General features: G+C 72.0%; 20 protein-coding genes. 11 read left to right on the plus strand and 9 right to left on the minus strand.

The features are described 5' to 3' along the window. Nucleotides 1-2: 2 nt before the first annotated feature. On the minus strand, nt 3-905 hold the full coding sequence (gene galU, locus AMK31_RS17425; RefSeq protein ID WP_073941791.1) for a UTP--glucose-1-phosphate uridylyltransferase GalU: 903 nt from the start codon (nt 903-905) through the stop codon (nt 3-5). A 92-nt stretch (nt 906-997) separates the two neighbouring features. Here galU and AMK31_RS17430 point away from each other — a divergent pair, with 92 nt between their 5' ends. Then, entirely contained in the window at nt 998-1,621 is a 624-nt protein-coding gene (locus AMK31_RS17430; RefSeq protein ID WP_073941455.1) for a 5-formyltetrahydrofolate cyclo-ligase, read from the plus strand. A gap of 56 nt (nt 1,622-1,677) precedes the next feature. On the opposite strand, the gene AMK31_RS17435 is transcribed toward AMK31_RS17430, so the two are convergent. Next, nucleotides 1,678-4,509 carry a penicillin acylase family protein gene (locus AMK31_RS17435; RefSeq protein WP_073941456.1) on the minus strand — a complete coding sequence of 944 codons (2,832 nt, stop codon included), beginning with the start codon at nt 4,507-4,509 and terminating at the stop codon, nt 1,678-1,680. Nucleotides 4,510-4,717: 208 nt separating this feature from the next. Here AMK31_RS17435 and AMK31_RS17440 point away from each other — a divergent pair, with 208 nt between their 5' ends. From AMK31_RS17440 to mscL, 6 genes are all read left to right on the plus strand, one after another. After that, nucleotides 4,718-6,274 carry a potassium/proton antiporter gene (locus AMK31_RS17440; RefSeq protein ID WP_073941457.1) on the plus strand — a complete coding sequence of 519 codons (1,557 nt, stop codon included), beginning with the start codon at nt 4,718-4,720 and terminating at the stop codon, nt 6,272-6,274. A gap of 283 nt (nt 6,275-6,557) precedes the next feature. Next, on the plus strand, nt 6,558-7,850 hold the full coding sequence (locus AMK31_RS17445) for an MFS transporter (protein ID WP_073941458.1): 1,293 nt from the start codon (nt 6,558-6,560) through the stop codon (nt 7,848-7,850). A 67-nt stretch (nt 7,851-7,917) separates the two neighbouring features. Continuing rightward, nucleotides 7,918-8,220 (plus strand): FmdB family zinc ribbon protein, encoded by a 303-nt coding sequence (locus AMK31_RS17450; RefSeq protein WP_073941459.1) that lies wholly within the window; start codon nt 7,918-7,920, stop codon nt 8,218-8,220. A 100-nt stretch (nt 8,221-8,320) separates the two neighbouring features. Next, nucleotides 8,321-9,154: an S-methyl-5'-thioadenosine phosphorylase gene (locus tag AMK31_RS17455; protein ID WP_073941792.1), complete on the plus strand. Its 834-nt coding sequence runs from the start codon at nt 8,321-8,323 to the stop codon at nt 9,152-9,154. Between the two features lie 251 nt (nt 9,155-9,405). Continuing rightward, the gene (locus AMK31_RS17460; RefSeq protein ID WP_073941793.1) at nt 9,406-9,972 is read left to right on the plus strand and encodes a hypothetical protein; all 567 of its coding nucleotides are present in this window, start codon (nt 9,406-9,408) and stop codon (nt 9,970-9,972) included. A gap of 138 nt (nt 9,973-10,110) precedes the next feature. Beyond that, nucleotides 10,111-10,587: a large conductance mechanosensitive channel protein MscL gene (gene mscL / locus AMK31_RS17465; RefSeq protein WP_073941460.1), complete on the plus strand. Its 477-nt coding sequence runs from the start codon at nt 10,111-10,113 to the stop codon at nt 10,585-10,587. 22 nt (nt 10,588-10,609) lie between these two features. Here the strand turns inward: mscL and AMK31_RS41015 are convergent, their stop codons facing one another. After that, nucleotides 10,610-10,783 carry a hypothetical protein gene (locus tag AMK31_RS41015; protein ID WP_198948503.1) on the minus strand — a complete coding sequence of 58 codons (174 nt, stop codon included), beginning with the start codon at nt 10,781-10,783 and terminating at the stop codon, nt 10,610-10,612. Between the two features lie 115 nt (nt 10,784-10,898). Between AMK31_RS41015 and AMK31_RS17470 the strand changes: the two genes are divergently transcribed. The 3 genes from AMK31_RS17470 to AMK31_RS17480 all read left to right on the plus strand — a co-directional run bounded on the left by AMK31_RS17470 (nt 10,899) and on the right by AMK31_RS17480 (nt 14,213). Then, entirely contained in the window at nt 10,899-12,140 is a 1,242-nt protein-coding gene (locus AMK31_RS17470; protein ID WP_073941461.1) for a low temperature requirement protein A, read from the plus strand. A gap of 57 nt (nt 12,141-12,197) precedes the next feature. Beyond that, the gene (locus AMK31_RS17475) at nt 12,198-13,220 is read left to right on the plus strand and encodes a P1 family peptidase (protein ID WP_073941462.1); all 1,023 of its coding nucleotides are present in this window, start codon (nt 12,198-12,200) and stop codon (nt 13,218-13,220) included. A 246-nt stretch (nt 13,221-13,466) separates the two neighbouring features. Continuing rightward, complete coding sequence (locus AMK31_RS17480) at nt 13,467-14,213, plus strand: DUF6227 family protein (protein WP_073941463.1); 747 nt, start codon at nt 13,467-13,469, stop codon at nt 14,211-14,213. 10 nt (nt 14,214-14,223) lie between these two features. On the opposite strand, the gene AMK31_RS17485 is transcribed toward AMK31_RS17480, so the two are convergent. From AMK31_RS17485 to AMK31_RS17505, 5 genes are all read right to left on the minus strand, one after another. After that, nucleotides 14,224-14,505: a hypothetical protein gene (locus tag AMK31_RS17485; RefSeq protein ID WP_073941464.1), complete on the minus strand. Its 282-nt coding sequence runs from the start codon at nt 14,503-14,505 to the stop codon at nt 14,224-14,226. Between the two features lie 116 nt (nt 14,506-14,621). Beyond that, the gene (locus AMK31_RS17490) at nt 14,622-16,757 is read right to left on the minus strand and encodes a PTS fructose transporter subunit IIABC (RefSeq protein WP_073941465.1); all 2,136 of its coding nucleotides are present in this window, start codon (nt 16,755-16,757) and stop codon (nt 14,622-14,624) included. A gap of 184 nt (nt 16,758-16,941) precedes the next feature. After that, nucleotides 16,942-17,889, minus strand: coding sequence for a 1-phosphofructokinase (gene pfkB, locus AMK31_RS17495; protein ID WP_073941466.1), 948 nt, complete (start codon nt 17,887-17,889; stop codon nt 16,942-16,944). Next, entirely contained in the window at nt 17,886-18,647 is a 762-nt protein-coding gene (locus AMK31_RS17500; protein WP_073941467.1) for a DeoR/GlpR family DNA-binding transcription regulator, read from the minus strand. The genes pfkB and AMK31_RS17500 overlap by 4 nt, the downstream gene beginning before the upstream one ends. Before the next feature lie 131 nt (nt 18,648-18,778). Continuing rightward, nucleotides 18,779-20,326, minus strand: coding sequence for an MFS transporter (locus AMK31_RS17505; protein ID WP_073941468.1), 1,548 nt, complete (start codon nt 20,324-20,326; stop codon nt 18,779-18,781). A 62-nt stretch (nt 20,327-20,388) separates the two neighbouring features. Here AMK31_RS17505 and AMK31_RS17510 point away from each other — a divergent pair, with 62 nt between their 5' ends. Next, on the plus strand, nt 20,389-21,354 hold the full coding sequence (locus tag AMK31_RS17510; protein WP_198948504.1) for a helix-turn-helix transcriptional regulator: 966 nt from the start codon (nt 20,389-20,391) through the stop codon (nt 21,352-21,354). A gap of 124 nt (nt 21,355-21,478) precedes the next feature. Here the strand turns inward: AMK31_RS17510 and AMK31_RS17515 are convergent, their stop codons facing one another. Continuing rightward, nucleotides 21,479-22,084: a TetR/AcrR family transcriptional regulator gene (locus AMK31_RS17515; protein WP_073941794.1), complete on the minus strand. Its 606-nt coding sequence runs from the start codon at nt 22,082-22,084 to the stop codon at nt 21,479-21,481. Nucleotides 22,085-22,488: the final 404 nt, after the last annotated feature.

The raw sequence follows: 22,488 nt of genomic DNA on the forward strand, positions 1-22,488 counted from the left end.
GGCTACATCTCCTCGGTGACGTAACTGCGAAGCCAGGTCCGGAAGTCCGGTCCCAGGTCTTCACGTTCGCACGCGAGTCTGACAATGGCACGCAGGTAGTCGCCACGATCGCCGGTGTCATAGCGGCGGCCCTTGAAGACGACGCCGTGCACCGGGCCGCCGACCTTCTCGTCCTGGGCGAGCTGCTGGAGCGCGTCGGTCAGCTGGATCTCGCCGCCGCGGCCCGGCTCGGTCTTGCGCAGTATGTCGAAGATGTGCGCGTCGAGGACGTAGCGGCCGATGACGGCGTAGTTCGACGGGGCGTCGGCCACGTCGGGCTTCTCGACCAGCCCGGTCACCTTGACGACGTCGCCTTCCGTGGTGGCCTCGACGGCGGCGCAGCCGTAGAGGTGGACCTGCTCGGGGGCGACCTCCATGAGCGCGATGACGCTGCCGCCGTGCTGCTCCCGGATGTCGATCATCCGCTTGAGCAGCGGGTCGCGGGGGTCGATCAGGTCGTCGCCGAGGAGGACGGCGAAGGGTTCGTCGCCGACGTGCGGGGCGGCGCACAGGACGGCGTGGCCGAGGCCCTTGGGGTCGCCCTGGCGGACGTAGTGCATCGTCGCGAGGTCGCTCGACTGCTGCACCTTGGCGAGCCGTTCGGCGTCGCCCTTCTTCTCGAGCGCGGACTCCAGTTCGTAGTTGCGGTCGAAGTGGTCCTCAAGGGGACGCTTGTTGCGACCCGTGATCATGAGGACGTCGTCGAGGCCCGCCGACACGGCCTCCTCGACCACGTACTGGATCGCCGGCTTGTCCACAACCGGCAGCATCTCCTTGGGAGTGGCCTTGGTCGCCGGCAGGAACCGGGTACCGAGACCGGCTGCGGGAATGACAGCCTTGCTGATCCTGGGGTGCGACTGAGTCATGCCCGCCACCATATCCGGTGCCTTGGTAGGGAATCTGGGACTCCGGCTAATTGGCGCTCATATGAGCACATTGGAACAGGATGGGGTGACAGATGAGCCACATGGGACCTGCCGCGGAGCCTGACAAGCGATCGTTGCGACGAGGGTTCATCGCCGTGAGGAACAGGTTGACGGCGGATGACGTGCGGGAATCCGCGGTGGCGTTGGCCGGCCGGGCGCTGGAGCTGCCCGAGCTGGCGCATGCGCGCACGGTGGCGGCGTACGTGTCCGTGGGGAGCGAACCGGGCACGCGCGCGCTGCTGGACGCGCTGCGCGCGCGGGGCGTGCGCGTCCTGCTGCCCGCCCTGCTGCCCGACAACGATCTGGACTGGGGCGTGTACGCCGGCGAGGACTCGCTCGCCCGGGTCCAACACGGCGGGCGGATGGCGCTCTTGGAGCCCGTCGGCGACCGCCTCGGCGTGGACGCGGTGACCGCCGCCGACGTGGTGCTGCTGCCCGGCCTCGCGGTCGACACGCGCGGCATGCGGCTGGGGCGCGGCGGGGGGTCGTACGACCGTGTCCTGGCCCGGCTGGAGCGCGCGGACGCGCGCCCGGCGCTGGTGGTGCTGCTGTACGACTCGGAGGTCGTCGAGCACGTCCCGGAGGAGGCGCACGACCGGCCGGTGCAGGCGGTGGTGACGCCGTCGGGCGTGCGCCGCTTCGGAGCAGGCATGTGAAAGGGGTCCTCCACGCGCGCGTGGAGAACCCCTTTCACGAGTGTGCCGTCAGCGGCTCACGGCTTGAGGACGAGGGTGTCGCTCGTGCTCTCGTCGACCGCCTTCTTGGAGAAGGACCACGGCAGCAGCTCGCCCTTGACCCACTTGCTCGTCTGGTCGGTGTAGTGGGCGCTGTAGGCGTGCCCGGAGGCGCCGCTGAGGTTGATCCACCGCGACTTGTCGAGGTCGCCGAGGTTGACCACCATCCGCATCGACGGCACCCAGACGACGCCGTAGCCGCCGGCGGCGTTCCAGCCGGTGGCGTTGACCGTGGCCTCGCCGCCGCTGAGCTTCCAGGGGCCGCGGTTGAGGGCGTACTGGAGGAAGCCGGGGCCCTCGGTGCCGAGGGTCTGGTTCTTCAGGAACAGGCGGTGCAGCCGGCCCCAGCTCCAGGTGTCGATGTCCTTGCCGAGCTTCGCGGTCAGCTCCCAGCGGGCGTCGATCATGGCGCGCTTGAACAGCTCGTCGCGGTTGTCGGCGTCGGGGCGCGTGCCCGCCTCGGGCGCCTTCCACCAGTCGCTGTCCTGGTCGTCCAGCAGGGTGCGGACCACCTCGAACCAGCGGTCGCCGCCGTCCGGCTGGGCCTGGTCGGCGTCGCGCTGGCCGCACTCGCGCACCCGGCGGTCGTCGTCGACGGGTCCGGTGGTGTCGACCGGCTCGACCCACAGGCACTGGCCCTTGACCCGCAGTTCCTTGGGCAGCTTGTTGCCGAAGGAGAGCTTCAGGACGTTGCGCCAGACGGCGTTGAAGTAGGCGGCGGCCGCGGAGTCGGCGTCCTGGGTGTAGTCCCAGCCCTCCAGCAGCTTCTGCGCCTCGCGGACGTCCTTGTCGCCCACGTCGATCTTCAGCAGCGTCGGCACCAGCAGCTTGGCGATCTCGCTGCTGTTGTCCATCTGCATCTGGCGCATGTCCTCGGTGGACACCTTGCCGTCGCCCTTGATCTTCGACTCGATCAGGTCGGTGATCCGCTGGCTGCGGGTGCCGTAGCCCCAGTCCGTGGTGAGCGTGTAGGGGTAGTCCTTGCCGACCACGGCCTGGTTGGCGGTGACGATGTAGCCGCGCTTCGGGTCGTACTCGTAGGGCAGCTCGTCCTGGTCGATGTAGCCGGTCCAGCGGTACTTCGCGTCCCAGCCGGGCGCCGGGATGGAGCCGTCGTGGCCCTTCGCGCGGGTGGGGATCCGGCCGGGCAGGGTGTAGCCGATGTGGTTCTCGGTGTCGGCGTAGACGAGGTTCTGCGAGGGCACCTCGAACAGGGCGGCCGCCGCGCGGAAGTCGTTCCAGTCGGCCGCCTTGTCCATCTCGAACACGGCGTCCATGGTCCGGCCCGCGTCGAGCGCGGTCCAGCGCAGCGCGATGCCGTAGCCGTCGCCGCGGTCGGGGGCGGCGGTGTCGACGGTGGCCTTCTTGCCGGCCTTCACCAGGTCGTCGTCGCGGTCGGACAGCAGCGGTCCGTTGTTGGTCTCCCGGACGATGATGTCCTTGGACTTCCCGCCGGCGACCTTGATGGTCTCCACGCGGCTCTCGAAGGGCACCACCTTGCCGTCGTACAGGTAGCCGTCGCCGGTGAGCTTCTCCAGGTAGAGGTCGGTGACGTCGACGCCGGAGTTGGTCAGGCCCCAGGCGATGTCCTGGTTGTGGCCGATTATGACGCCCGGCATGCCCGCGAAGGTGTAGCCCGAGACGTCGAACTGGCAGGTGCGGGAGACGGTCCGGCAGTGCAGGCCCATCTGGTACCAGACGGACGGCAGCGACGGCGAGAGGTGCGGGTCGTTGGCCAGCAGCGGCTGACCGGTGATCGTGTGCGCGCCGCCGACGACCCAGGAGTTGGAGCCGATGCCGTTGCCGTTCACGCCGACGGCCGCGGGGAGGTCGTCCAGGACCTCGTAGACGCCGGACAGCTGGGTCTGGAGCGCGTCGGAGGCCGCGTTCGGGTCGGTGCCCGCGGCCGTACCGGTGCCCGTGCCCGTCCCGGTGCCCGCGGTGCCTCCGGTGGAGGTGCCGGCGCCGGTACCGGTTCCGGTGCCGGTGCCGGTGCCGTCGGTGGACGTGCCCGCGCCGGCGCCCTGCTCGAACGTCTGGGTCAGCTCGTCGTACTGGCCCTCCTGGACGATCGCCCGGTTGCGGCTGTACGGGTACTGCGGGTACAGGTCGGCGATCTGCTTCGGGCCGAGACGGCTGGTCATCAGGGCGCGGTCGATCTCGTCCTGCATGTTGCCGCGCAGGTCCCAGGCCATCGCCTTCAGCCAGGAGACCGAGTCGACCGGGGTCCACTCCTGCGGCTTGTAGTCGTTGCTGAAGCCGAGGGCGGCGTACTCCAGCGAGATCTCCTTGCCTTCCTTGCCCTTGAGGTAGGCGTTGACTCCCTTGGCGTAGGCCTGGAGGTACTTCTTGGTGGAGTCCGACAGCTTGGTGTCGTACTCCTCCTTCGCGATCCGCTCCCAGCCCAGGGTGCGCAGGAACTCGTCGTTGTCGACCTGGCTCTTGCCGAACATCTCGGACAGGCGCCCGGCGGTCATGTGCCGGCGCACGTCCATCTCGTAGAACCGGTCCTGCGCCTGGACGTAGCCCTGCGCCATGAACAGGTCCTCGTCGGAGGAGGCGTAGATCTGCGGGATTCCGTAGCCGTCACGCTTCACGTCGACGGGCCCGGACAGGCCGTCGAGCGTGAGTGAACCCTTGGTCTGCGGGAAAGAGGCACGAACGGTGCTGACGGTCCAGTACGACCCGTAGGCGACGCCGCCGATGAGTGCCAGCACCAGCACGAGCACGATCAGACGGGCTTTGCGCCCCTTTTTCCTGCCGGACTTGCCGGGCTTCTGACCCGTTGAGGCGGTGGTGTTGGGGGGCATCGCTGTCCTTGCTGTCCTAACGCGAGCGGCAGGCGGTCCTGGAGTGCTGGAGCAACCATAGGCGCAGGGCCCCCTCCGCCTTGACGCGGAGTCGGGAACCAGCGCGCACGGACGTTCGATCTTGCCTGGGTGAACGTCAAGAAATCGTCAAGAGTTAGGTAAGGTAACGAAGTAGTTGGTGCGGAGTGGGCTCGACTCCGTGTCGGATATGTACAAGAGCGTGCACGCGCGCGTGGAGCGCGTGGACCAGGGAAGGGAACGGCCGCTGACTGTCCACCACCTCAACCAGCTCCTGCTCGTCTGCTCGCTCGTCCTGCTCATCGCCGTCGCAGCGGTCCGGATCTCCTCGCGCAGCGGGCTCCCAAGCCTGCTCGTGTACCTGGGCATCGGCGTCCTCATGGGCCAGGACGGGATCGGCGACATCCACTTCGACAACGCCGAACTGACCCAGGTCATCGGATACGCGGCCCTCGTCGTGATCCTGGCCGAAGGCGGTCTGGGCACGAAGTGGAAGGAGATCAAGCCGGCCCTGCCGGCCGCCTCCGCGCTGGCGCTGGTCGGGGTCGCGGTGAGCGTGGGGGTCACCGCGGCGGCGGCCCATCTGCTGACCGGCCTGGAATGGCGCCAGGCACTCATCATCGGGGCGGTCGTCTCCTCGACCGACGCGGCGGCCGTCTTCTCCGTCCTGCGGAAAATCCCCCTCCCCGCGCGCGTGACGGGCACTTTGGAGGCCGAGTCCGGCTTCAACGACGCCCCGGTCGTCATCCTGGTCGTCGCGTTCTCCACGGCCGGCCCGGTCGAGCACTGGTCCGTCCTGATCACGCAGATAGCCGGAGAGCTGGCCATCGGTGCGGCCATCGGGCTCGCGGTGGGCTGGCTGGGCGCCTGGGGCCTGCGGCACGTGGCGCTGCCCGCCTCCGGCCTCTACCCCATCGCCGTCATGGCGATCGCCGTCGCGGCGTACGCGGCGGGCGCGCTCGCCCACGGCAGCGGCTTCCTCGCCGTCTACCTCGCCTCCATGGTGATGGGCAACGCGCGACTGCCGCACTGGCCGGCCACGCGCGGGTTCGCCGACGGCCTCGGCTGGCTCGCCCAGATCGGCATGTTCGTGCTGCTCGGTCTGCTGGTCACGCCGTCCGAGCTGGGCGACGACATCGTGCCCGCGCTGCTCATCGGCCTGGCGCTGACCATGGTGGCGCGCCCGCTGAGCGTCGTGGTCTGCCTGACCCCGTTCCGGGTGCCCTGGGCGGAGCAGACCCTGATGTCCTGGGCCGGGCTGCGCGGCGCCGTGCCCATCATCCTGGCGACCATCCCCATGGTGAACGGCGTCGAGGGCAGCCGCCGCATCTTCAACATCGTCTTCGTGCTGGTCGTCGTCTACACCCTCGTCCAGGGGCCGACGCTGCCCTGGCTCGCGCGCAAGCTGCGCCTCGGCGACGGCTCCGAGGCCGCCGACCTCGGCATCGAGTCGGCGCCCCTGGAGCGGCTGCGCGGGCATCTGCTGTCCGTCGCGATCCCCAAGGGGTCGAGGATGAACGGCGTCGAGGTCGCCGAGCTGCGGCTGCCCGCCGGGGCCGCCGTCACCCTCGTCGTGCGGGAGGGGAAGTCGTTCGTACCGCTCCCGACGACCGTGCTGCGGCGCGGTGACGAGCTGCTGGTGGTCGCCACCGATCCGGTCCGGGACGCCGCGGAGCGGCGCCTGCGCGCGGTGGGCCGGGGCGGCAAGCTGGCCGGCTGGCTGGGGACGGACGGCAACGGGACGTAGCGGTGAGATCGGCCGGCACGTCCCGCCGCTTTTCACAGGTGGCGGCTCTGAAGGTGCCCGTTTTCACAGGTGCAACGCGCGTAGATGCCTGTACCATAAAGGCGAACCAGACTTGATCGAACCAACTCTGCCTGACGCAGAGCTGGCGCGACCGTATGGCGGCCGGCAGGGCTCCTCACAGTGAGCGCCGGTATCTACCGCAGTTCCGCGCAAGAGGACAGCTCTCGGCGCCGCGCCCCCCCACGAAGGGGCCGCGCTACCAGGCGGCAGAAAGGCACGGGCCGTGGCGTCCACGGTCACCACCGAGCCGTCCAAGGACACGACGGCGTCCGCCCGTCCGGGATACGGGCAACTGCTGCGCACCCGCGGCGCCTGGACGTTCCTGCTCCCCGGCTTCGCGGCACGCCAGCCGTTCGCCATGCTCACGATCTCCATCGTGCTGCTCGTGCAGCACACCACCGGCTCGTACGGCGCGGCGGGCGCCGCCGCGGCCGTCACCGGTGTCTCCATGGCGCTGTTCGCGCCCTACAGCGGACGCCTCGCGGACCGCTTCGGGCAGCGCGCCGTACTGGTCCCCGGCGTGCTGGTGCACGCGGTCTCCGGCCTCACCCTGACGGCGCTCGCGCTGGCACACGCCCCGCTGTGGGCGCTGTTCGTGGCCGCGGTGCCCACCGGCGCCTCGGTGCCGCAGGTCGGCCCCATGGTGCGGGCCCGCTGGGGCGTGAAGCTCCAGGGCTCGCCCCTGATGACCACGGCGGCCGCCTTCGAGTCGGTCACGGACGAGCTGACCTTCGTCGTCGGCCCCCTGCTCGCGACCGCCCTGTGCACCGCGGTCGACCCGGCGGCGGGCCTGGTCACGGAGGCCGCGCTGACGCTGATCGGCGGCCTGCTGTTCGCCGCCCAGAAGAGCACGCAGCCGGCGGTCGCCGCCGACGGGCACGCGCGCGTGCAGCACGCGTCGGCGCTGCGGGTCCCCGGGGTGCGGGTGCTGATCGTGGCCTTCCTGGGCATCGGCTCCGTCTTCGGCGGCATGCAGGTCTCCCTGGCCGCGTTCACGGAGTCGATCGGCGAGCCCGGGCTGAACGGCGTCCTGTACGGGACCTTCGCCGCGGGCAACATGCTCTCGGGCATCGCCTGCGGAGCCATCGCCTGGAAGGCCGCCCCGCAGCACCGCCTGGTCGTCGGCTACACCGCGCTCGCGGTGGCCGCCGCCGGCCTGTGGGCCGCGCACTCGGTGCTCGTCCTCGCCGGCCTCGGCCTGCTGGTCGGCATGTGCATCGCGCCCGCCCTGATCACCGGCTACACCCTGGTCGAGGGCCTGGTCCCGGCCGGGGCCCGCACCGAGGCCTTCACCTGGCTGACCGGCGCGGTCGCGCTCGGGCAGGCGGCCGCCGTCACGGTCGCCGGACAGCTGGAGGACCGCTTCCAGGACGGCGCCGGATTCCTGGTGCCGCTGGGCGGCACCGTGCTGGCGCTGGCCACCGTGGTCGCGCTGCGTTCACGGCTGGTGGCGCGGCCCCACAGGCGCACCGTCGCGCGTGGCGTCGGTCACCGCTCGCCGGTCACGGTGGACTGATCGGCTGGAATACGTCACTATGGAGCGTCGTTAGCACTCATCGAGTGAGAGTGCCAGGAGGAAGACAGTGCCGACCTACCAGTACCAGTGCACCGAGTGCGGCGAGGGCCTCGAGGCGGTGCAGAAGTTCACCGACGACGCCCTGACCGAGTGCCCCAACTGCGGTGGCCGCCTCAAGAAGGTGTTCTCCGCGGTCGGCATCGTCTTCAAGGGCTCCGGCTTCTACCGGAACGACAGCCGCGGCTCCTCGTCGAGCAGCTCGCCGGCGTCGTCGAAGTCGTCGTCCTCGTCGACGTCCTCGTCGTCGGAGTCCAAGAGCTCGGACGCCAAGGCCTCCGGTTCCAGCACCTCCGCCGGAACCGCCGCGTAACACGCTTCCGAGAAGACCCCGCCGTCACCCGGCCGCGGGGTCTTCTCGCGTTCCCCGGGCGGCTCCCCGTCCGCGGATGACGGCGACTACTGTGCTGGTCATGGCGAACGCAGAGATCGGTGTCATCGGCGGGTCCGGCTTCTACTCGTTCCTCGAGAACGTGACCGAGCTGCGGGTGGACACGCCCTACGGGCAGCCCAGCGACTCCCTCTTCCTCGGCGAGATCGCCGGGCGGCGGGTCGCCTTCCTGCCCCGCCACGGCCGTGGCCACCATCTGCCGCCGCACCGCATCAACTACCGGGCCAACCTCTGGGCGCTGCGGTCGGTGGGCGTGCGCCAGGTCCTCGGCCCGTGCGCCGTGGGCGGCCTGCGGCCCGAGTACGGACCGGGCACCCTGCTCGTCCCCGACCAGCTGGTCGACCGTACGAAGTCCCGCGTCACGACTTTCTTCGACGGCCTGCCGCTGCCCGACGGCACCGTGCCGAACGTGGTGCACGTGTCCCTGGCCGACCCCTACTGCCCCGTCGGCCGGGCGGCCTCGCTGAAGGCGGCGCGCGGCCGGGACTGGGAACCGGTGGACGGCGGCACGCTGGTCGTCGTCGAGGGGCCGCGGTTCTCGACGCGCGCCGAATCGCTGTGGCACCAGGCGCAGGGCTGGTCGGTGGTCGGCATGACCGGCCACCCGGAGGCGGCCCTGGCCCGCGAACTCGAGCTCTGCTACACCTCCCTCACCCTGGTCACCGACCTGGACGCGGGCGCCGAGACCGGTGAGGGCGTCTCGCACGACGAGGTGCTGCGGGTCTTCGCGGCGAACGTGGACCGGCTGCGGGGCGTGCTGTTCGACGCGGTGGCCGCGCTGCCGGCGGCCGGGGAGCGGGACTGCCTGTGCACGCGGGCGCTGGGCGGGATGGATCCGGGGTTCGAGCTGCCGTAGCCGATCGCGGCCTGTCGTGGGCGGGGCTGGGGAGTGGCCGGGTCGGCCTGCTGTGGCCGGGGCCAGGACGTGGCCGGAGCGGCCAGGACGTGGCCGGGGCCAGGATGTGGCGTCGGCCGTGGGCGGCGGAACTCGTCGTTCGGGTGAGGCGGTTGTCCACAACCCGCCAGTAGTGCACCGGCCCCGGCGGGTGTCGGCACGAAGCCTCATCGTGGGCTCGAACCGATCGCTCGTCGCAGGTGGTGGTCCTCATGTCCTTCGCTACATCGTCCGCTCCGTCGTCCGCTCCGCCTTCCCCCCGCCCGCCCGGCACCGACGTGCCCGCCACGTGCCAGGTGCCGCACTTCCCTCCGGTCCGGGTGCGCGGCGGACGGTACGGGCTACGCCGACTCGTACGGCACCGGCAGCGGGCGCTGGCCGCCGGGCTGGCACTCACCGCCGCGGCCCTCGTGGCGGCCGGCCCGCGCGCCCCGGTGGACGCCCCTCGCGGCGACCGGGCCCGCGGGCACCCGGTGGCCGGCCGGACTCCGGAACGGCCCGTCGCGCCGCGGGTGACCGCGCCGGTGCGGATCGCCGACGCCGCCACGGTACGGCTGCTGCGGCCGGGCGACCGGGTCGACGTCATCGCCGCGGAGGAGACGGCGACCGGGGGCGAGGCCCGCGTCGTCGCGCGCGGGGCGCGGGTGACGAGGGTGCCCGAGCCGCTCGGCGACGCGGTCGACAGCGGCGCGCTGGTCGTGCTGTCGGTTCCGCGCGCCACCGCCGCTCGTCTCGTCGGCGCGAGCGCCACGGCACGGCTGGCGGTGACGCTGTGCTGAACACGATCTCTCGCGTTCCGGGCGATCCACCGTCAAGTCGCTCGTTCGAGCCGTCGAACTGGACAGGGCGGCGGCGCCGTGACGTAGGTTGCGGAGCGTTTTGTTCCACACCCTGCGCGTGCGAGGAGAGGCCCCGAGGTGAGCGAGAAGAAGGAACCGAGCGTCTGGCAGGGCTTCAAGGCCTTCCTGATGCGCGGGAACGTCGTCGATCTGGCGGTCGCGGTGGTCATCGGCGCCGCCTTCACCAACATCGTGAACTCGGTGGTGAAGGGGGTCATCAACCCGCTGGTCGGCGCGATCGGGACCAAGAATCTCGACAGCTACAGCTCGTGCCTCAAGGGCCCGTGCGAGCTGGCGGCGGACGGGTCCGTCTCCAGCGGGGTCATGATCCTGTGGGGTTCGGTCCTCGGCGCGACCCTCAGCTTCGTGATCACCGCTGCGGTCGTCTACTTCCTGATGGTCCTGCCGATGGCCAAGTACCTGGCGCGGCAGGAGGCGCGCAGGAAGGCGCGGGAGGGCACGAAGGAGATCGTGGAGGTGACCGAGCTGGAGGTGCTGAAGGAGATCCGCGACGCGCTGGTCGCGCAGCGGGGTCCGGGCCGCACGGAGTCGTAGCCGCGGTCGCGGCTCGACGGGTTCACAGGTGGTGGGGCGGCTTCTCGTCGAGGAACCGCTTCAGGTCGTCGGCGCTGTCGCCGCCCGGCCGGTCGCCCCAGCCGCGGTCCGTGTCGTCGGAGGACTGCTCGTCCAGCGGGTCGTCGAAGCTCAACGCGGCCTTCGGGTCGCGCGGCTCGGGGGAGGCGGTGCTCATGGCCCCAGGGTACGGCCTGCGGGGAAACCGGCCCGCGGTCCCTTCGAGTGCACTCCCCCCGCCTTGTGAACTCGATCACAAGATTTTTCGTCCGGTTTCTGCTCTGCTGGGGCTTATGACCTCCAGTTCGACTCCGCGGCCCGCTCACGCGGGCGGACACACCCCCGGACGGCCGCCGTTGCGCCGGCTCACCGCGCGGGGCCGGGACGAGGCGCACCGCGTCGCCTCTCCGCTGGAGCTGTTCTTCGACCTGTGTTTCGTCGTGGCGGTCGCCCAGGCCGGCCTGCAGCTGGTGCACGCCGTCGCCGAGCACCACGCGGGCGAGGGCATCCTGAACTACGCGATGGTGTTCTTCGCCATCTGGTGGGCCTGGATGAACTTCACCTGGTTCGCCTCGGCCTACGACAACGACGACGTCCTGTACCGCGTGGTCACCCTGGTCCAGATCGCCGGAGTCCTGGTCCTGGCGGCCGGGGTGTCACGGGCCTTCGACGAGCACGACTTCGTCACCGTCTGGCTCGGGTATCTGATCATGCGGCTGGCGATGGTCGCGCAGTGGCTGCGGGCCGCGAGATCCGCGACCGGCGCGGAACGGACGACGGCGGTGCGGTACGCGGTCGGCGTGCTGATCTGCCAGGTCGGCTGGCTGGGACTGGTGCTCCTGCCGGAGCCCGCCCGGCCTTGGCTGTTCCTCGTGATGGTGATCGCGGAACTGTGCGTGCCCGTCCTCGCCGAGCGGGGCTTCGAGACGACCTGGCATCCGCACCACATCGCCGAGCGGTACGGACTGTTCACGATCATCGTGCTCGGCGAGACCATCGCCGCCGCGACGGTGGCCGTGCAGTCCGGTGTGGCGGAGAACGACGCGCTGGGTGAGCTGCTGCCGATCGCGGCGGGCGGCCTGCTGATCGTGTTCTCCGCGTGGTGGATCTACTTCGTGGTGCCGATCGCCGGCCGTCTGCGCTCCAACAGACAGGCGTTCCTCTGGGGCTACGGCCACTACGTGATCTTCGCTGCCGCCGCCGCGATCGGCGCGGGGCTGGAGGTCGCGGTCGAGCAGGCGGTCGGCGCGGCGCACATCTCCACCCTGTCCGCGTCCGCCGCCGTGACGCTGCCGACGGCCCTCTACCTGCTCGCCGTGTGGGCGCTGCACTCCCGCCACTTCAAGGTGGGCATCGCCCAGCAGACGGTGCTGCCGGTGACCGCCCTGCTGGTCATCTGCTGCAGCTTCCTCGGCGACTGGGCGGTCCTCGCGGCGGGCGTGGTGACGGCGCTGGCGGTGGTGGCCGGGGAGACGCTGACGGCGCGCAGAGCCGCCCGGGGGCGCGGGGCGAAGGCATCCACGTCGGCGGTCTGAGCGCACCGCGCGGAGAGCCGGCCCTCGCGCGGGCCGGAGCACGTGAGACTTGTCCCCATGACTGTGGACGCTCTGACGGACGTGACAGGCCTGCGGGTGGGACACGCGACGCGCGTCGGTGACGGCTGGCTCACCGGCGCCACCGTCGTCCTCGCCCCGGAGGGCGGAGCCGTCGCCGCCGTGGACGTACGCGGCGGCGGCCCCGGCACCAAGGAGACCGACGCGCTCGATCCGCGCAACCTGGTGCAGAAGGTCGAGGCGATCGTGCTGACCGGCGGCAGCGCGTACGGGCTCGACGCGGCGTCCGGGGTGATGGCCTGGCTGGAGGAACAGGCGCGCGGGATCCGCGTCGGGGCGGACCCCGCGCACGTCGTGCCGGTCGTGCCCGCCGCGTGCGTCTTCGACCTGGGCCGCGGTGGCGACTTCCGGGCCAGGCCCGACGCGGCCGTGGGCCGGGAGGCGGTCGAGGCGGCCGCGGCCGGCGGGCTCGGCGCCCCGGTGCCGGAGGGGTGCGTGGGCGCCGGGACGGGAGCCGTGGTGGGGGTGCTGAAGGGCGGCGTCGGCACCGCGAGCACCGTGCTCGGCTCCGGGATCACGGTGGCGGCGCTGGTGGTGGCCAACGCGGTGGGGTCCGTACTGGATCCCGGGACGGGGGTGCTGTACGGGGAGTTGTTCCAGGGGCGGGTGGACTATCCCGAGGCGCGGGTCCACGAGGCCGCGCGGGGGCGTATCGCCGAGGCGGAGGCCCGGAACGTGCCACCTCCGCTGAACACCACGCTCGCGGTGGTCGCCACCGACGCGGAGCTGACGAAGGCGCAGGCGCAGAAGCTGGCGGGCACGGCGCACGACGGCATCGCGCGCGCTGTCCGGCCGGTGCACCAGCTCAACGACGGCGACACGGTGTTCGCGCTGGCGACGGGGTCGCGGCCACTCGACGCCGGGAGCCCGCTCGCGCTCAACGACCTGCTCGCCGCGGGCGCGGACCTGGTGACGCGGGCGATCGTGCGAGCCGTACGCGCCGCGCAGCCGGTGGACGGTCCGGGCGGTGCGTGGCCTTCGTACCGGGAGTTGTACGGGTGAGGGAGTTGTACGGGTGAGGGGAAGGGGTACCGGGAAGTGGCCGGTAAGTGGCGTCCGAATGCCGGCGGGGACTGCCAAGGGCCATCTGATCAGGGGTTTTTGACTGGCCGTCGGATCGCGAGGGAACTTTCCGGGCGGCCCGTCCGTTTTCCCGGCGTACGTTTTCTCGGTTCCCGGACACGATGTCCGGCCGAGGGGCTACGGTATGCACCCACTAGGTGACATGCAGCAACGCCGGGAGAAGCCTTGAGCGTTCCGTACGAGACCGCAGCGTACGAACCACCCGAGTCGCCCGAGTCTCCGGAGGAGCATCTCGCGCGACTGCTCGGCCGCGCCCTGAACTCGTTCGAACTGCCCGACGAGACGGTCAGGCGCCTCGACAGCGCGCTGGCACACGACAGTTCGCTGCACTCCGCGCACCACAGCGCCGGCCTGCACCGCGAGACGTACCGGCACACCTGGCTGCTCGCCGACGGCTCGGCGCTCACCCTGTGGGAGCTCGTCCACAACACCGCGCGGGGCCGCGCGGTCCAGCACGAGGTGTACGTCGACGAGGAGGAGCTGCGCGCGGCGACCACGCGGCTGCCGCTGCCGACGGAGGCCCCGGACTTCGAACTGCCGGTGCTGGTGCAGCTGCCCCCGGTGAGGGGACCGCGGCACTCGTATGCGCCGGACGACTCCGCGGACCACGCGCGCCGGCTGCTGCGCCGCGCGGAGAACCCGGACCGGCCGGGGGCGGAGACGGCGGCGCTGCTGGCCACGGCGTGCGCGCACCAGATCACGCAGGCCTTCGGGCGGCCGTGCCGTGCGGGCCGGGCCGGACTGGGCTTCTCGCTCTACGAGCACGCGTTCCTGCTGCGCGACGGCGCGGAGATCTCCCTGTGGGAGGTCGAGCACACGGCCACGCCCGACGGGCGGCACATGTGCGAGGTGTACACGTCCGAGGGCGCGGCGCGGGAGGCGATGGAGCGCCGGGCGGCGCAGCTGTCCTGAGCGGGGCGGCTCAGTGGCCGTGGCCGAGCTGCCGTACCAGTCCCGCGAAGGCGTCCTGCTCCGCCGGGGTCAGTTCGACCGACTCCAGCTCGGGGGCGCTCCGACGTTGTTCGGGGAGCGCGGCGAGGGGGCGCGTGCCGGTGCGGGCGGCGGCGGCCCGTGTGCCGGTGTCCGTGGCGGGCCGGGAGCGTACCTGGCGCAGCAGACGGGTCAGGCCGACCACCCAGGCGACGGCCGCCAGGACGAGGAAGGCTACGCCCCCCAACTGCAGGATCGAGACGTGCTCAGGCATACGGCCCAGTAGACATGAGATCACGGTCCGGGACATCGATCCCGGACCGTGATCTATGTCGCAGGTGCCGTGAACCGCTCAGCGGCACCGCAAAGGGACATCCCCTCTTCCCGCTCCTACGCGGCCACCGGCTGCTTGGTCGCGGCCGTCGCGGCGGCGGGGTCGTCGGCCGCCGGGGCGGTCCCGGCTTCGAGTGCCCGCTTGCGCAGGCCCTTCAGCAGGATCACCAGGCCGGCGGTGACCGCCGTACCGGCCGCGATGGCCAGCAGGTACAGGAACGGCTTGCCGATCAGGAAGGTGACCCAGATGCCGCCGTGCGGGGCGCGCAGCGTGGAGCCGAACGCCATGGCGAGGGAGCCGGTGACGGCGCCGCCCGCCATGGCGGCGGGGATGACCCGCAGCGGGTCGGCGGCCGCGAACGGGATGGCGCCCTCGGAGATGAAGGAGGCGCCGAGGACCCAGGCGGCCTTGCCGTTCTCGCGTTCGGCGGGGGTGAACAGCTTCTTGCGCAGGGTGGTGGCGAGCGCCATGCCCAGCGGCGGAACCATGCCCGCGGCCATCACGGCGGCCATGATCTTCATCGCGGAGTCGCTGGGGGCGGCGACGGAGATGCCGGCCGCGGCGAAGGTGTACGCGACCTTGTTGACGGGACCGCCGAGGTCGAAGCACATCATCAGGCCGAGCAGGGCGCCGAGGAGGACGGCGTTGGCACCCGACAGGCCGTTCAGCCAGTCGGTCAGGCCCTGCTGCGCCTTGGAGATCGGCTTGCCGATGACCACGAACATCAGGAAGCCGACGACCGCCGACGACACCAGCGGGATCACCACCACCGGCATGATGCCGCGCAGCGCCGCGGGGATGTTGACGCGCTGGATGGCGAGGACGACGCCACCGGCGAGCAGACCGGCCACCAGACCGCCGAGGAAGCCGGCGCCGATGCCCATGGAGATCGCGCCGCCGACGAAGCCCGGCACCAGACCTGGCCGGTCGGCCATGCCGTACGCGATGTACCCGGCGAGGACCGGGACGAGGAACTCGAAGGCGGTCGCGCCGATCTGGAAGAACAGCGCGCCCCAGCTGTCGGCCTGGCCCCAGTCGAAGTGTTCGATGACGGACTGGGCCTCGTTGATCTGGTAGCCGCCGATCGCGAAGCCGAGGGCGATGAGCAGACCGCCGGCGGCGACGAACGGGACCATGTAGCTGACGCCGGACATCAGCCACTTGCGCAGCTTGGTGCCGTAGCCCTCGCCGGGCTCACCGGCGCGCTCCACCGGCGTGCCGCCGGGCTTGGCGGCGCTCGTCACCTCGCCGCGCGCCGCCTTCTCGCGCACCTCGGCGATGAGTGCGGCGGGGCGGTTGATGCCCGCCTTCACTCCGACGTCGACGGTGGGCTTGCCGGCGAAGCGGTCCTTCTCGCGGACGGGGACGTCGTGGGCGAAGATCACGCCGTCCGCCGCTGCGACGACGGCCGGGTCGAGCCGGGTGAAGCCGGCCGAGCCCTGGGTCTCGACGAGGACTTCGACGCCCGCCTCACGGCCGGCGTTCTCCAGGGACTCGGCGGCCATGTAGGTGTGGGCGATGCCGGTGGGGCAGGAGGTGACGGCGACGATACGGAAGGGGCGCTCGCCCTCTCCGGTCGCGCGCTCTCCGGACGCGCCCTCTCCGGTCGCGCTCTCGACGCGCGCGGCGCCTTCCGCGGCCTCCGCGCGCTCCGCGCCTCCCGCCTCGGTGGTGTCCGTGGCGGCGTCGGCGGAGGCCGCCACCGGCGCCGCCACGGAGTCTTCGGTGCCGCCCTCGGCCGCCGCCTCGGGCTCCTCCCCGCGGATGAGCGCCGCCGCGGCCGACGGGTCGCCGACCCCGCGCAGAGCGTCGGTGAACTCGGAGTTCATCAGCTGCCGGGCGAGCGACGACAGGATCGACAGATGGGCGTCGTCGGCACCGGCGGGCGCGGCGATCAGGAAGATCAGGTCGGCCGGGCCGTCCGGGGCGCCGAAGTCGATGCCGCCGGCGCTGCGCCCGAACGCGAGCGTCGGCTCGGTGACGTGCGGGCTGCGGCAGTGCGGGATGCCGATGCCGCCGTCGAGGCCGGTCGGCATCTGCGCCTCGCGCGCGGCCACGTCGAAGAGGAAGCCCTCCAGGTCGGTCACCCGGCCCAGGGCGACCATGCGCTGGGCGAGGGCGCGGGCCGCCGCTTCCTTGGTGTCGGCGGACAGGTCGAGGTCGACCAGTTCCGCGGTGATCATGTCGCTCATCGCGGGCTCCTTAGCTCGCGTATCGCCCGGGGAGTGGGGTGGGCGGGGGAGGGGACGGGGGTTCGGTGGGGGGTTGCGGGGGTGGGGAGACGGAGATCCGGACGACTGGGGCGGGTGGGAAGGGCCCGCCTCAGTGCGGCTCGTGGGGAGTGAGCCGGTCCGGACAGCGAGGACGTACGCCGCGTCATGACACGGCCTCCTTCAGCACACGGTCCACCGGGACGTCCGCCGTCACCGACACCGCGGCCGGGTTCAGGTCGGACGGCGTCGGCATCACGCTGCCGGGGAGCTGGACGGCCGCCGCGCCGTGGGCGATCGCGGAGGCCAGGGCGTGGGGGCCGCTGCCGCCGGCGATGAGGAAGCCGGCGAGGGAGGAGTCACCGGCGCCGACGTTGCTGCGTACGGCGTCGACGTGGGCGCTGCCGAACCAGGTGCCCGCGTCGTCCACGAGGAGCTGCCCGTCGGCGCCCAGGCTCGCGAGCACGGCGCGCGCGCCCCGCTCACGCAATTCCTCGGCGGCCTTCAGCGCGTCGCCCACCGTGGCCAGGGGGCGTCCGACGGCTGCCGCGAGTTCCTCGGCGTTCGGCTTCACCACGTCGGGCCGCGCGCGCAGCGCCTCCAGCAGCGCGCTTCCCGAGGTGTCCAGCGCGATGCGCGCGCCGCCGGCGTGCGCCCGGGTGACGACATCGGCGTACCAGGACGGCGCGAGCCCCCGGGGCAGACTCCCGCAGCAGGCGATCCAGTCCGCGTCACGGGACTGCTCGCGCACCGTCTCCAGCAGCAGTTCCTGCTCGGCCGGCGAGAGTTGGGGACCCGGTGCGTTGATCTTCGTGAGCACCCCGTCCGACTCGGCGAGCGCGATGTTGGAGCGGGTGGCGCCGGCGATCGGCACCGGCGCGACCTCGATGCCCTGCGCGTCGAGCAGATCCGCGACGAGCGCGCCCGGCGCACCACCCAAGGGCAGCACCGCGACCGTGCGCCGCCCGGCGGCCGCGACGGCGCGCGAGACGTTCACGCCCTTGCCGCCGGGATCCACGCGCTCGGTCTCGGCACGGATGACCTCACCGCGCCGCAGGGCGTGCACCTCATAGCTGCGGTCGAGGGACGGGTTGGGGGTGACGGTGAGGATCATGCGCGCACTACTTCCGTGCCGCCGCGCTCGATGGCGGCGGCGTCTTCGTTGCTCAGCCCGCTGTCGGTGATCAGCAGGTCCACGTCGCTCAGGTCACCGAAGCGGGCGAAGTGCTCCTGGCCGTGCTTGGAGGAGTCGGCGAGCAGCACGACCCGGCGGGCCGCGGCCATCGCCGCCCGCTTCACCGCGGCCTCGGCGAGGTCGGGGGTGGTCAGGCCGTGCTCGGCGGAGAAGCCGTTGGCCGCGACGACGAGGACGTCGGCGCGGATCTCGCCGTAGGCCCGCAGCGCCCAGGCGTCGACGGCGGCGCGCGTGCGGTGCCGTACGCGCCCTCCGACGAGGTGGAGCTGGATACCGGGGTGGTCGGCGAGGCGGGCCGCGATGGGCAGGCTGTGCGTGACGACGGTGAGCGCCGTCTCCAGCGGGACGGCGGCGGCCAGGCGCGCCACCGTCGTACCGGCGTCGAGGATGAGCGTGCCCTCGGCGGGCAGTTCCGCGAGGGCGGCCTTGGCGATCCGGTCCTTCTCGTCGGTGGCCGTGGACTCGCGCTCGGCGAGGTCCGGCTCGAAGTCGAGGCGTCCGACGGGGATCGCCCCGCCGTGCACGCGGCGGACCAGGCCGGCGCGGTCGAGGGCCTTCAGGTCGCGGCGGATGGTCTCCGCCGTGACCTGGAACTCCTCGGCCAGCGACACGACGTCCACCCGGCCGCCGTCACGGGCGAGCCGGAGGATCTCCTGCTGCCGCTCCGGTGCGTACATGTCCGTTCGCCTCCGACTGATGCCCGAACGTGTGGGGTTTCACTCGGAGGCTACGCCGCGATTTCCGGAAAGTAAACGGGTTCGGGCACAAACGGGCATGGTCGGGCGCCCAGAGGAGGGCGCCGAGGACTTCAGGAGACCAGCTCCGGCTGGGCGGCCTTCTCCGCCGAGGCGCCGTCCACGCGTTCCGCCGCGGCCTCCGCCCCCTCCACATGCTGGGCCGGACGCTTCGGCAGCGCGCTCATCAGCAGGAAGATCACGCCCAGCACGGCGGCCACCCACCCGAGCGCGTGCTGGAAGGCGTTCACGTAGGCCGGCCCCGTCTCCGCCAGGCTGAGGTGTTCGTCGATCACACCGAAGAAGACCACCGAGACCAGGCCGAGCCCCAGCGCGTTGCCCATCTGCTGCACGGTGTTGATCAGGCCGGACGCCGAACCGGAGTGCTCGCGCGGCACCCCCGACAGCACCGCGTCCGTCAGCGGGGCGACGATCAGGCCCATGCCGGCGCCCATGACGACCAGGGGCAGGGCCATCTGCCAGGGCGCGATGGCGAGGCCGTAGTGGTCGGCCTCCCAGAGGTAGAGCAGCACGCCCGCCGCCATGGTCAGGGCGCCCGCCTGGAGGACCTTGCGGCCGAACCGCGGCACCAGCTTCTGCACCGACAGCCCGGCGGCCATGGAGACGGCGACGGAGAACGGGATGCCGGTCAGCCCCGCCTTCAGCGGGCCCCAGCCCAGGCCGATCTGCATGTACAGCGTCCAGACCAGGAAGAACACACCGAGCGCGATGCCGAACACGGTCTGGACGGCGATGCCGGCCGCGAAGCTCTTCACCTTGAACAGGGACAGCTCGATCAGCGGCGAGCCGTCGCGGACGGCCTTGCGCCGCTCGTACGCCACCAGCACCGCGAAGACCGCGAGGGCCCCGGCCATGGACGCGTAGCCCCACAGCGGCCAGCCCAGCTCACGGCCACGGGTCAGCGGGTAGACCAGCATCAGCAGGCCCAGCGTCACCAGCGCGACGCCGACCAGGTCCAGCTTGAGGGCGCGCGGAGCCTTGGACTCGGTGATGAAGCGGCCGCCCAGGATCAGGCCGGCGAGGCCGACCGGGAGGTTGATGAGGAAGATCGGGCGCCATTCGAGGCCGAAGAGGTTCCACTCCGTCAGCAGTGCGCCGAGCAGCGGCCCGGACACCGCGCCGAGCCCGACGACCGCGCCGAACAGCCCGAACACCTTGCCGCGTTCGTGCGCCGGGAAGGTGGCGTGCACGATCGACAGCACCTGAGGCACCATCAGCGCGGCCATGGCGCCCTGGAGTACGCGGGCGGCGACCAGCATCTCCGGGTTCGCGGCGAAACCGCACAGGGCGGAGGCGAGGGTGAAGCCGCCGATGCCGATGAGGAACACCCGCTTGCGGCCGTGGATGTCGCCGAGGCGGCCACCGGTGATCAGACCGGCGGCGAACGCGAGCGCGTAACCGGCGGTGATCCACTGGATCTGGGAGAGGGTCGCGCCGTCCGCCCGCTGCATGGACGGGAGGGCGATGTTGACGATCGTGACGTCGACGAGGTCCATGAAGGCCGCCGTCATCACGATGGCGAGCGCGAACCAGCGCCGCCGGTCGGGCACGGCATCACTCGAAGAGTCATTCGGGGTCGGTCGGGTCTCGGTGGAGATCATGACTCGAAACTAGGTCCGCATTAGGTCAGATCGTGTCCTAGATCCCGGGCATCCTCGAAGACATGACGACGGACACCCCGGCCCGGCTGCTCCAGCTCCTCTCCCTCCTCCAGACACCGCGCGAATGGCCCGGCGGCGAGCTGGCCGACCGGCTCGGCGTCTCCCGGCGCACGGTCCGGCGGGACGTCGACCGGCTGCGCGAACTCGGCTATCCCGTACAGGCGACCAAGGGCTCCGACGGCGGCTACCGGCTGGTCGCGGGCAAGGCGATGCCACCGCTCGTCCTCGACGACGAGGAGGCGGTGGCCATCGCGGTCGGCCTGCGGGCCGGCGCCGGGCACGCCGTCGAGGGCGTGGACGAGGCGTCCGTACGGGCACTGGCCAAGCTCGAGCAGGTGCTGCCGTCCCGCCTGCGCCACCGCGTCAACACCCTCCAGGCCGCGACCACCCCGCTGACCAGCGGCGACGGTGCCAGCATCGCGCCCGAGACGCTCACTGTCATGGCGTCGACGGTGGCCGGCCACGAGCGGCTGCGGTTCGCCTACCGCGCCAAGGACGGCACCGAGTCCCGCCGCCTCACCGAGCCGTACCGCCTGGTCTCGACGGGCCGCCGCTGGTACCTCGTCGCCTACGACCTGGACCGCGCCGACTGGCGCACCTTCCGCGTCGACCGGGTCAGCGAGCCCTTCGCCACGGGCGCCCGGTTCACGCCCCGCGAGCTGCCGACGGGAAGCGCGGCCGAGTATCTGCGGCAGTCGATCGGACGCCGTCAGGAGACCTACGACTTCACCGTCACCTTCGCCGCGCCCGCACAGGTCGTCGCGAGCCGCCTGCCGGCCTTCCTGGGCCCGCCGCGGCCACTCGACGACACCAGCTGCCGACTGCACGGCTCGACCGGGGATCCGGTGGAGTGGCTGGCGGTACGGCTGGCCATGCTGGGCCACGAGTTCACGGTCGAGGAACCGGCGGAACTCGTCGAGTGCGTGCGGGAGCTGGGCGGCAGGCTGACCCGCGCCGGCGGCGGGTGATCAGCGCCGGTCGCTTGTCGTCCGGCGGGTGATCAGCGTCGGCCTGCGTGTCATCCGGCCGGTGATCCGTGCCGGTCGCGTGTCATCCGTCCGGTGATCCGCGCCGCTCACCGGCGCCCCGCTCTCACCCGTCCCAGCGGAAGTCCCGCAGGGCCGCCAGATTGCGCATCGCCAGCGCTGCCGGACCCTGTGCGCCGGTCGCCGCCGCGGTGCCTTCCGCCCAGGTCTCCATGGCCACCCGTACGGCCGCGCTCGCGACGGCGGCGGCGAAGCGGAAGTCGGGCGAGGGACCGTCGTGGGGAGCCGCACCGGCGTCACCGGATGCCCGCTCCGCCAGCACCTGGGCCAGCGTCCCCTCCGCCTCCTGGCACACCTCGGCCCACACCTTCCGCAGGGCGGGGCTGGTGATGGCGAGGCGGATCAGGGTGCGGACCCATTCCCAGGAGGCCGCCGACACCCCGCCCGGCACCCCGGCGTCGGGCGACAGCGTCACGCGGACCGCGTGCTCCAGGGCCTCGGGGACGGACAGTCCGGCCGGGGCCTCCCGTACCGCGTCGGCCCAGCGCTGGGCGCCGGCGGCGTAGAGCGGGGCGACGGCCTCCTCCTTGCTCGCGAAGTAGCGGTAGAAGGTGCGCGGGGCGATCCCGGCGGCCTGGGCGATGTCCTCGGCGCGGGTGCCGCGCAGTCCGTGCCGGACGAAGAGTCCGGCCGCGGCCCGGGCGATCTCCATCCGGGTGGCCGCCTTGCGCCGCTCGGTCAGCGAGGGGGTGGTGCTGCTCACTCCGTCAGGCTATGCCCGTGTGGCACAATCTGCCATCCGGCGGGGCTCCCCGGGGTTCAGGTACGGGGTGCCCCGCCGCACCCAACCCGGACACAGAAGAGCCGGGCTCCGACGCCCGGGGGAAGGCGCCGAAGCCCGGCTGGGAACGTCCCGGCGCCGGGGGGAGTGCGTCGGGACGTGGCTCTGGGGGTGCGCGTACCGAGATCCGGTACCGGACTCGTCGGACTCGCCGGACTCGTCGAACTCGTGTACCCGGAAGTCTTGTTCCCGGGCTCTCGGCAGTTGAAGCGACGTTACATCGCCATGTTTGCGCGGGCTTTCGCCACCCGGCGTACGCGGCTCCTCCCGTCGTA

The organism is Streptomyces sp. TSRI0107 (assembly GCF_001905845.1).
In the GTDB taxonomy this organism is placed as follows: Bacteria; Actinomycetota; Actinomycetes; order Streptomycetales; family Streptomycetaceae; genus Streptomyces.